The sequence below is a fragment of the Actinophytocola sp. genome (assembly GCF_009379765.1).
Lineage (GTDB): Bacteria > Actinomycetota > Actinomycetes > Mycobacteriales > Pseudonocardiaceae > Actinophytocola.
On record NZ_WHTD01000055.1, the window covers coordinates 35440 to 45199 of the forward strand.

Here is a 9760-nt window from a genome sequence, read left to right on the forward strand (position 1 = left end):
ATGAACCGCCCGCTGCCCGCACCGAACAGGAAGCGCTGGCAACCGCTGCGCGCGGGCCTGGTCGACCTGTTCTACTACGACGCCGAGGAGTTCTGGTTCCACGACGGCCGGCTGCTGCTGCGCGGCAACAACGGGACCGGCAAGTCGAAGGTTCTCGCGCTGATGCTCCCGTTCCTGCTGGACGGCGAGCTCTCACCGCACCGGGTGGAGCCCGACGCCGACCCGAAGAAGCGGATGGAGTGGAACCTGCTGCTCGGCGGCGCGCACCCGTTCCCCGAGCGCCTCGGCTACACGTGGCTCGAGTTCGGCCGGCTCGCCGACGACGGCACACCTGAGTTCCGCACGCTGGGCTGCGGGATGAAAGCCGTGTCCGGGCGCGGTATCGCCCGGCACTGGTTCTTCGTCACCTCGCTGCGCCCAGGAGCCGGACTCGAAGTGGTCGACGCGACCGGAACGGCGCTGCCCCGCGACCGGCTCGCCGACGCGCTCGGCACCGACGGCACCGTGTTCGAGACCGCGCGGGCCTACCGGCGGGCGGTCGACGAAGCACTGTTCGGGCTCGGCGAGCAGCGTTACGGCGCCCTGGTCGACCTGCTGGTCCAGCTGCGCCAGCCGCAGCTTTCCAAGCGCCCCAGCGAGAAGGCGCTGTCCGACGCGCTCACCGAGGCGCTGCCGCCGCTGGACCAGGCGGTTCTCGCCGACGTCGCGGAGGCCTTCCGGAGCCTGGAGGAGGACCGGTCCGAGCTGGACGCGATGACGAGGGCGCGGACCGCGGCGACGACGTTCCTCGGCCACTACCGCCGGTACGCCCGGATCGCGGCGCGGCGCCGGAGCGCGCTGGTGCGCCGGGCGCAGTCGGCCTACGAGTCGGTCAACGCCGGCCTGCGCGACGCCGAGGCCCGGTATACCGCCGCCGAGACGCGCATCGGGTCGGTCGACGAGCGGCTGGGCGCCCTGGATCTGGAGGGGACGAAGCTCCGCGCCCGCGACGAGGCGCTGCGCGCCAGCCCGGAGATGCGCAGCCAGCTGGAGCTCACCCGCGCCGCCGAGAAGGCCGCCGCACTCGCCAAGGCCGCGGAGCGCGCCGCTCGGCAGGCCGTCCAGTCCGGCGACCGGATGACCACCGCGGCGGCGAAACAGGCGCGGGTCGTCGAGGAACTGGCCGCCGAGCTGGCGACCGTCGCCGCCGCCCGAGTGTCCACACAGGACGCGGCGGACGCGGGTCGGGTCGGGCGCGTGCACCGCGAGCAGGTCGACGCGCACCTCGACGGCGCGGACGACCGGGCGCTCGCCCGGCTGCGCACCGAGGCCGACACGATCGCGACGCGGCAGGAGGGCGCGGTTCGCCATGTGGAAGGGCTGGTCACCGCGCTGGCCGGCGCCACAGAGGCGGTCACCGACGCGCGCGGCGCGGTGGCCTCGCTGGCCGACGACGCCGTGGACCTCGCCGAGCGGCGGGAGGCGGCCGAGGCGGCCGTCTCGTCGGCCGGCGCGGAGCTGGTCGCCGCCACCCGCGGCCACTTCGACGGCCTCACCGAGCTGACCGTCGCCGACCCGGCCGGCGCGCTCGCCGCGCTGGAGCTGTGGGTGCACACCCAGGACGGGGCGAACCCCGGCCGGGCCGCGGTGGAGGCGGCCGGGCACGACGCGGCACGTCGCCACGCGTCGGAGGAGGCGCGGCTCGACCAGGTCGAGGACACGGCGCGGACCCGGCGCGCCGGGCTCGCCACGGAGCTGGCGGCGCTCGAAGCCGGCGAGGACACGGCGCCGCCCGCACCGTACACCCGCGATCCGGCGGCCCGCGCGCACCGCGCGGGTGCCCCGCTGTGGCGGCTCACCGACTTCGCGCCGGCGGTGAGCGACGCCGACCGCGCCGGGCTCGAGGCGGCGCTCGAGGCGGCGGGCATCCTCGACGCATGGGTGTCGCCGGACGGGGTGGTGACCTCGGCCGACACGAACGACGTCCTGGTGCGGGCGACCACCGCGCCGCGCCCGACCCGCGGCCTCACCGGGGCATTGGTCCCGGCCGTCGACCGCGACGAGCCGGGGGCGGCCGCCGTGGCCGACGAGACGGTCACGGCCGTGCTCGCCGCGATCGGCCTCGGCGAGCACGAGCACGGCGAGACGTGGGTGGCCCAGGACGGCCGGTTCGGTCTCGGTGTCCTCAGCGGACGGTGGAGCAAGGACGCGGCTGAGTACGTCGGCCGTGGGGCCAGGGAGGCGTCCCGCCGGCAGCGGATCGCGTTCCTGCAGAGGGATATCGCGGCGGTGGACGCCGAGCTCGCCGGCTACGCGGAGGAACGCGCCGCGCTCGCCCGCCGCCGGAGCACCGCGGCCGGCGAGGTCGCGGCCGTTCCGGGCGACGACGCCGTGCGCAACGCCCACGCCGACGTGCTGACCCTGGCCCGCGAGCACGACAAGCTCGGCCGCCGGCAGGCCGAGGCAGACCAGACGCTGTCCCGCGCGGTCCACGGCGAGCAGCAGGCGCGGCGCACGCTCGCGGAGACGGCCGCGGAGCTGGACCTGCCCGACGACCGGGCGTCGCTCGGCGAGGTGGCGGCCGCGCTGAACCGCTACCGGGTGGAGATCGCCGGGCTGTGGCCCGCGGTCCGGTCCGTTCGCGAGACGCGGCGCCGGGCCGCAGAGCTGGCGGCGGAGGTCGCCGCGGCGACGGCGGAGAACGAGGACGACCGCGAGCACGCCGTCGAAGCCACCACCGAGGCCGAGGCCGCCGACGAGCGCCACCGGACGCTTCGGGCGACCGTCGGGACGGCGGTCGCCGAGCTCCAGCGGCAGCTCGGCGACATCGGTGCGCGGCTCCGCCGCGTCGGCGAGGAGAACAAGACCGCGGCGCGCGAGCGGGACGGCGCGGTCGACGAGCGCGGCAAGGCGTCCGGGCTGCGAGAGCAGCTGACCGAGCAGCTGCGCCGGGCGACCGATGACCGCGCCGCCGAGACCGAGTCGATGCGCCGGTTCGGCGCGACCGGGCTGCTGACCGTCGCGCTGCCGGACCTGGCGGTGCCCGACCCGGCCGACTCGTGGGCGCCGACACCGACCGTCGTGCTCGCCCGCCAGCTCGACAGCGAGCTGGCCGACGTCGCCGATGACGACAACACCTGGGACCGCGCGCAGCGCCGGGTCACCGACGAGCTCAAGACCCTCACGGACACCTTGGCCAGCCAGGGAAACACCGCGTCGGCCCGGCTGCAGGAGGACGGCATCGTCGTCGACGTCGTGTTCCGCGGCCGGGCGCTGTCCGTCCCGGAGCTCGCCGAGGCCCTGGCGGTCGAGGTCGCCGACCGGCAGCGACTGCTCGACGAGCGGGAGCGGGTGGTGCTGGAGAACCACCTGGTCAACGAGGTCGCCAGCACGCTCCAGGACCTGATCACCGAGGCCGAGCGCCAGGTGGCGACGATGAACTCGGAGCTGGCGGACCGGCCGACGAGCACCGGCATGCGGTTGCGCCTGGTGTGGCGGCCCAGGGAGGACGGGCCGGCGGGGCTGGACGCGGCCAGGGAACGGCTGCTCCGGCAGACCGCCGACGCCTGGTCGGAGTCCGACCGGGCGGCCGTGGGTGAGTTCCTGCAGGCGCGCATCGCCGACGTGCGCCTGCGTGACCCGTCCGGTACCTGGCTGGAGCACCTGACGGCGGCGCTGGACTACCGCGCCTGGAACAGGTTCGTCATCCAGCGGCACCAAAATGGACAGTGGCGGTCGGCTACCGGCCCCGCGTCCGGTGGGGAGCGGGTGCTCGCCGCGAGCGTGCCGCTGTTCGCCGCCGCGTCCGCGCACTACGAGTCCGCCGGCAACCCGCACGCGCCCCGGCTCGTCACGCTCGACGAGGCGTTCGCCGGGGTCGACGACAACGCGCGGGCCAAGTACCTCGGGCTGCTCGCCGCGTTCGACCTGGACGTCGTGATGACGAGTGAGCGCGAGTGGGGCTGCTACCCGGAGGTCCCGGGCCTGTCCATCGCCCAGCTGTCCCGAACCGACGACGTGGCGGCCGTGCTGGTGACCAACTGGCGCTGGGACGGTCGGTCGAGGACCGAGCAACCACGCCCGCACGCCCTGCCGGCGGCCACGCCGGCCGCGCCGGCCGCTTCGGTGGCGGCGCAACAGCAGGAAGGCCCGTGGGGTGCCGACCGACCGTGAGCGGCTGGCCCGGCTGCTGGGTGGCGAGGACATCCGCTGGCTGGTCGACCGGGTACGCAAGCGGATGGCGCGCAGGGAGCCGCTCACCACGTCGGTGACGTTGCGCGACGCGACCCGGGAGCAGCGGCTCGCCGTGCAGCGGCTGCTCGGCCGCCCGCAGCGGGACGGCACCGCGCTGACGGTCTCCCTGGTGTCGGTCGACGAGGTGGTGCGGCGCTCGGGGGCTTGCCCGGACGGCCTGGCCGTCGCGGTCGTGGCGCTGCACGGGCCGGTCACCGACCGGGTCGCCGAGGCCGACGAGCTGGAAGCGGCGTGGCGGCGGGTGTTCGAGCCGGTCGAGGCGGTGATCGGGGCGGACTTGGCGGGCTGGCTGGCCGGCATCAGGGCGACCGGTCTCGTGCGGCGGCTCGCACCGGACCCGGCGACCGCGGCCGGCCTGCTCGCCGATCTCGCGAAGGTGCTGACCGCGCTGCCCGGTTCCGGCGAACCGATCGGCCAGTTCGCCGCACGGGTCCTCCGCGGCGCACACGACCTGGACGACGACCGTCCACTGACGACACTCGTGCTCGGCGCGGCGCGTTCGCTGCGGGCATTTCCGGACGGTTCGGGTGCCGAATGGCGGCGGGAGGTGTGGGCGTCGGTGGGGCTGCTGCGCGACGAGCTGTCGAGCACGGCGCTGTGCGTCGGCCTGCCCGGCGACCCGGACACCGGGACCGGCCGGATGCTGGGCGCGCTCGGCGAGTCGGGGCAGCCGGCCGTGCTCACCCTGCGCCAGCTGGTCACCGATCCACCGCGGCTGCGCCTGCGCGGTCGGGTCGTGTCGGTCTGCGAGAACCCGGCGGTCGTCGCCGCGGCCGCGAGTCGGCTCGGCGCCCGGTGCGCACCCCTGATCTGCACGAGGGGCCAGCCGGGTGCCGCGGTCATGGTGCTGCTGCGGGCGGTGGCCGCCGCCGGTGCGGAGCTCAGGTACCACGGCGACTTCGACTGGGGCGGCCTGCGCATCGGCAACACGATCTTCGGCCGCACCGCGGCACGACCGTGGCGGTTCGGCGCGGCCGACTACCGCGACGCCGCCGCGAGCTGGTCCGGCCGGACGCTCACCGGGCCGCCCACGGCGGCGGCCTGGGATGCCGAGCTCACCAGCGCGATGGCCGCGACCGGCACCGCCGTCGACGAGGAGCACGTCATCGACGACCTGGTCGACGACCTCAGCGAAGCCTGACCGTCCCAGCTCCCGTCGTCGAGCGATGCCCTGAACGACGCTTTCGGGACGCTCAACGCCCTGAGCGCGTCGTTCAGGGCATCGGGGTCCGCTTGGCCTGATCGCGGGTCGGCATGCCGGACTGGGCGCCCCAGCGGGTGGTCGAGATGCCGGCCACCCGCACCGCCCAGTGCGCCGCGTCCACCAGCGACCGGCCACGGGCCAGACCGTCGGCCAGCGCGCCGCAGAAGGCGTCGCCGGCACCGGTGGCGTCCACCGCCGCCACCTCGATCGCGGGGACGTGCATGGTCTGTCCGTTCTGGACAACCAGGGCGCCGTCCGAGCCCAGGGTGACCACCGCGGCCGGGACCGGCAGCGAGCGGGCCTGCACGGCGGCTTCGCCGATCGTCGTGGGCTCAGGATTCCCCGTCAGGAACCCGAGCTCCGAACGGTTCGGGACCAAGACGTCCACTTCGGACAGCAGGCCCGCGGGCAGTGCGCGGGCCGGGGCCGGGTTCAGGACCACCTGCCCGCCCGCGGCCGACACGGCGGCCGACACCACCTCGGGGGCGATCTCCAGCTGCACCAGCGTCACCGCGGCCCCGGAGAGAAGGTCGGCCGCCCCGGAGATGTCCGCCACGCCCAGCCGGGCGTTGGCTCCCGGGCTCACCGCGATGGTGTTCTCGCCGCCCTCCGCGACCGTGATCAGCGCGATCCCGCTCGACGCGGCCGGCACCCGGCGCAGCCACGACAGGTCCACGCCGGAGCCGGACAGGGCGCCGGTGATCGTGGCGGCCAGCTCGTCGTCACCGACACAGCCGACGAAGGCGACCGGACTGCCCAGGCGGGCCGCGGCCACCGACTGGTTGGCGCCCTTGCCGCCGGGCGTGCGCAGGTGGTCGCCGCCAAGGACGGTCTCCCCCGGCGCCGGCAACGCGGCCACCGGAATGACGAAGTCGACGTTGCAGCTTCCGACCACGGCGATCATTGGGCGGAAGACCGCGCCCAGAGGTTGATGCCGCGGTCCTCCGCATGCCGGTCGATCTCGGCCAGCTCGGCGTCGGTGAAGGCGAGGGTGTCCAGTGCCGCAAGGTTGTCGTCCAGCTGGCGCACGCTCGACGCGCCGACGAGCGTCGAGGTCATCCGCGGGTCGCGCAGTGTCCAGGACAGCGCGAGCTGCGCCAGGGTCTGCCCGCGGCCCTTCGCGATCTCGTTCAGCGCGCGGATCCGGTCCAGGTTCGCCTCGCTCAGCATGTCCTTCGACAGCGAGCCGTCCCGGCTGGCGCGGGAGCCAGAGGGGATGCCGTCGAGGTAGCGGTCGGTGAGCATGCCCTGCGCGAGCGGCGAGAACCCGATGCAGCCGACGCCGAGCTCGCCGAGCGTGTCCAGCAGCTCCGGCTCGATCCAGCGGTTGAGCATCGAGTACGAGGGCTGGTGGATCAGCAGCCGCACGCCCATGCCGGCGAGCAGCGCGTGCGCCTCGCGGCTCTTGGCCGGCGAGTACGACGAGATGCCGACGTAGAGCGCCTTGCCCTGCTGGACGGCCGACGCGAGCGCGCCCATGGTCTCGTCGAGCGGGGTGTCCGGGTCGAACCGGTGGGAGTAGAAGATGTCGACGTAGTCCAGGCCCATCCGGGACAGGCTCTGGTCGAGGCTCGCGAGCAGGTACTTGCGCGACCCACCGCCCTGGCCGTACGGGCCGGGCCACATGTCGTAGCCGGCCTTGGTGGAGATCACCAGCTCGTCCCGGTACGGGCGGAAGTCCTGCGCCATCACCTCGCCGAAGTTCGACTCGGCGGAGCCGTAGGGCGGGCCGTAGTTGTTGGCCAGGTCGAAGTGGGTGACGCCGCGGTCGAACGCGCGGCGCAGGATCGCCCGGCACAGCTCGAGCGGGACCTCGGTGCCGAAGTTCTGCCACAGGCCCAGCGAGATCGCCGGGAGTTGGAGGCCACTGTCACCGGTGCGGCGGTAGGACACCTGGTCGTAGCGGTCCGCTGCGGCGCCGAAGCTCATCTTGTCGCGTCTCCTCGATCTGTCGTCGCGGGTAGCGTGCATGGTATGTCCGAGCTGGTGGACAACGTCGGCTGGATGGGCTGGAACCTGGTGCTCGCGCTGGTACCGCTCGGGCTGGCGCGTTTCCTCTTCGGTCACCGGCCCCGCCCGCCATGGCTGCTGTGGGCCGGTGGCGTGGTGTTCGTCGCGTTCCTGCCGAACGCGCCTTACGTGCTGACCGACGTGCTCCACCTTCCGGGCGAGCTGGCGGCCACGCACGGTGACCCGTGGCTGGCGGCGGCGCTGCTCGCGCAGTACGGCTGCCTCATCGGCGTGGGCTTCGTCGCCTATGTGCTGTCCCTCGTCCGGTTCGAGCGGTGGCTGGCCGAGCGTGGTGTGCCGCGGCGGTCGGTGCGGCTGGTCGACCTGGGGCTGCACGCGCTGTGCGCGGTGGGGATCGTGCTCGGCCGGGTGTTCCGGTTCAACTCGTGGGACGTGGTGACCGACCCGCGTGGGCTGGTCGACGTGCTCGCGGTACCGCAGCCCCGGACGATGGCCGTGCTGGTGGTGCTGTTCGCGGTGCTCGCCGGCGGGGCGGCAGTACTGCGCGCCCTGCCGGCGATCGTCGCTAGTCCGCCTCCCCGGGACTAAAAGTGTTGGTTGCGTTCCGGCGGAGGGTGCGGACCTCTCGTGGTTGGTGGCTGGGTGGCGTCACGGTCCCCTGAGGTTGCGTTGGTCGGCGCGAGGCTTGTGCCAAGCCATGTCAAACCCGTACGCGATGATCCACGGGACTTCCCCTAGCTCTCCTGGAGGTCCGCGAGGGCCTGCTTGACCTTGGTGAGTTCGGCCTCGAGCTCGGCCAGCCGCGACTGGTGCTGCTGGCGGGCGGCGTCGAGCACGCTCTCGATGGCCTTGGAGATGTCCTCGTGCAGCTCGGCGGCCGCTCGGGACACGGCGGCGGCCGGGATGGACAGGCTCTGCAGCATGCGAGTGCCGCTCTGGGACAGCTCGGCCTGCCACTCACCGTCCATGGTGCCGGTGACCGTGAGGGTCAGCTCGACGGTGCGGGTCTTGCGGGCGGTGCTGCCGGGCTTGCGCCCGCGCTTGCGCGGCTCCTCGGCCGGCGCCGGGGCGGCGGCCGGCGCGTCGGCGGTGGACTCGGCCGCCGGCGCCGGGGCGCCGGTCGGCTTCTTCGCGTCCGCGTTGGCCTCGCTCGGGGTGGATACCATCAGGCTCCTTCGTCATGAAACACGTGCGGGACGCAACATTAGAACATGCGTTCACCCGGCGCATCCGCACCCGGCCGAGCGGAACCGCGGCACCCGTGTTGATCGTCCAGTATGGTGCACGCGGTGGAGGAGTGTCACATGCGATTCGCCCGGTTCATCCTGTTCGCCCTAACCGCCGGCCTGGTCCTGACCGGCTGCTCGACGAGGGTCGAAGGCGCCCCGAAGGACGACGGCCGGCCCACCGGCCGGCTCACCGCCGACGCGCTCGGCGACCTCCGCACGATCAACCCCTGCAGCCTGACCGGGCCGTTCGCGTTCGACGACTACGGCAAGGCGAAGATGCCGGCCGACCCGACCATGGACGTGTGCCGGATCACGGTGACGATCGACGATGCGGACGCCGTCATCGAGCTCGGGCTGCTCCAGCACGTCGACGCGCTCCCCTCGGGCCGGCGGGACGTCCGGCAGCTGACCCGGGGAGCCACGATCGCCGAGGTGCCGACGCAGATCAGCGGCGCCTGCTCGATGGCGCTGTTGCTGGCCGACGACACGGCCATGTCCGCGACCGCCACGGCAGAGCTGTTGGACACCGTGCCGCAGGAGACGTTGTGCACGCTCGCCCAGGCGGGCGCCGAGGGGATCTTCGACGCGGTGGGCAACAACCTGGTGCGGCACTGGGAGCCGGCGCACAACTCGCTGGCCCGGGTGTCGGCGTGCGGGCTCCTGCCGGCGGACGAGGTCGCCACGCTGCTGGGCATCACCGGTGACCGGGTCTCCCTCTACCCCGCGGAGCACCAGTGCCGCTGGGGCCGCACGGGTGGCGACACCGCGACGGTGAAGCTGGACTTCCCGGTCGGCAACTCGCCCACCGTGGCCGGCGTGCCGGACGGGATCCCGAGCGAGCCGATCGCCGGCCGCACGACGTGGGTCGACGCCATCGGCACCAGCGACCTCCTGGTGTGCACAGTGGTCACCGAACACATCCCGTTCGGGCTCGGCCGGGACCTGCGGGAGTACGCGGCGCTGCGGGTGAGCGTGCCGGCGTCGACCGGCAAGGACGCCTGCGCGATCGGCCGGGACCTGGCCACCTCGGCGTGGGCCCAGCTCCCGGCCCGGGACTAGTGTCCCCCGCCGGAAGTTCGTCACCTGATTCGCCGGCCCAGCTTCCTGCTGGCGGCGTTGCCGG

General features: G+C 74.0%; 7 protein-coding genes. 4 read left to right on the plus strand and 3 right to left on the minus strand.

The genetic code is table 11. The features are described 5' to 3' along the window. Window positions 1–4152 (plus strand): TIGR02680 family protein, encoded by a 4152-nt coding sequence (locus tag GEV28_RS18365; protein ID WP_291413311.1) that lies wholly within the window; start codon window positions 1–3, stop codon window positions 4150–4152. Beyond that, window positions 4136–5374: a TIGR02679 family protein gene (locus tag GEV28_RS18370; protein WP_291413312.1), complete on the plus strand. Its 1239-nt coding sequence runs from the start codon at window positions 4136–4138 to the stop codon at window positions 5372–5374. The genes GEV28_RS18365 and GEV28_RS18370 overlap by 17 nt, the downstream gene beginning before the upstream one ends. Window positions 5375–5447: 73 nt before the next feature. Here GEV28_RS18370 and GEV28_RS18375 read toward each other — a convergent pair whose 3' ends face one another. Together GEV28_RS18375 and mgrA are read right to left on the minus strand one after the other, a co-directional pair. After that, entirely contained in the window at window positions 5448–6341 is an 894-nt protein-coding gene (locus GEV28_RS18375) for a ribokinase (protein ID WP_291413313.1), read from the minus strand. Beyond that, the gene (gene mgrA / locus GEV28_RS18380) at window positions 6338–7366 is read right to left on the minus strand and encodes an L-glyceraldehyde 3-phosphate reductase (RefSeq protein ID WP_291413314.1); all 1029 of its coding nucleotides are present in this window, start codon (window positions 7364–7366) and stop codon (window positions 6338–6340) included. The genes GEV28_RS18375 and mgrA overlap by 4 nt, the downstream gene beginning before the upstream one ends. 45 nt (window positions 7367–7411) lie before the next feature. On the opposite strand from mgrA, the gene GEV28_RS18385 reads away from it, so the two are divergent. Then, window positions 7412–7996 carry a DUF1361 domain-containing protein gene (locus GEV28_RS18385; protein ID WP_291413315.1) on the plus strand — a complete coding sequence of 195 codons (585 nt, stop codon included), beginning with the start codon at window positions 7412–7414 and terminating at the stop codon, window positions 7994–7996. 146 nt (window positions 7997–8142) lie between these two features. On the opposite strand, the gene GEV28_RS18390 is transcribed toward GEV28_RS18385, so the two are convergent. Then, window positions 8143–8574: a DUF6319 family protein gene (locus tag GEV28_RS18390; RefSeq protein WP_291413316.1), complete on the minus strand. Its 432-nt coding sequence runs from the start codon at window positions 8572–8574 to the stop codon at window positions 8143–8145. Between the two features lie 138 nt (window positions 8575–8712). On the opposite strand from GEV28_RS18390, the gene GEV28_RS18395 reads away from it, so the two are divergent. Next, window positions 8713–9696, plus strand: a complete 984-nt coding sequence (locus GEV28_RS18395) for a hypothetical protein (RefSeq protein ID WP_291413317.1) — start codon at window positions 8713–8715, stop codon at window positions 9694–9696. The last annotated feature ends 64 nt before the right edge of the window (window positions 9697–9760 follow it).

What these genes read in the sequence shown, in the direction of transcription:
- GEV28_RS18385 (WP_291413315.1), top strand. Translation starts at nt 7,412, where the DNA reads ATGTCCGAGCTGGTGGACAACGTCGGCTGGATGGGCTGGAACCTGGTG.
- GEV28_RS18390 (WP_291413316.1), bottom strand. Translation starts at nt 8,574, where the DNA reads ATGGTATCCACCCCGAGCGAGGCCAACGCGGACGCGAAGAAGCCGACC.
- GEV28_RS18395 (WP_291413317.1), top strand. Translation starts at nt 8,713, where the DNA reads ATGCGATTCGCCCGGTTCATCCTGTTCGCCCTAACCGCCGGCCTGGTC.
- mgrA (WP_291413314.1), bottom strand. Translation starts at nt 7,366, where the DNA reads ATGAGCTTCGGCGCCGCAGCGGACCGCTACGACCAGGTGTCCTACCGC.
- GEV28_RS18375 (WP_291413313.1), bottom strand. Translation starts at nt 6,341, where the DNA reads ATGATCGCCGTGGTCGGAAGCTGCAACGTCGACTTCGTCATTCCGGTG.
- GEV28_RS18365 (WP_291413311.1), top strand. Translation starts at nt 1, where the DNA reads ATGAACCGCCCGCTGCCCGCACCGAACAGGAAGCGCTGGCAACCGCTG.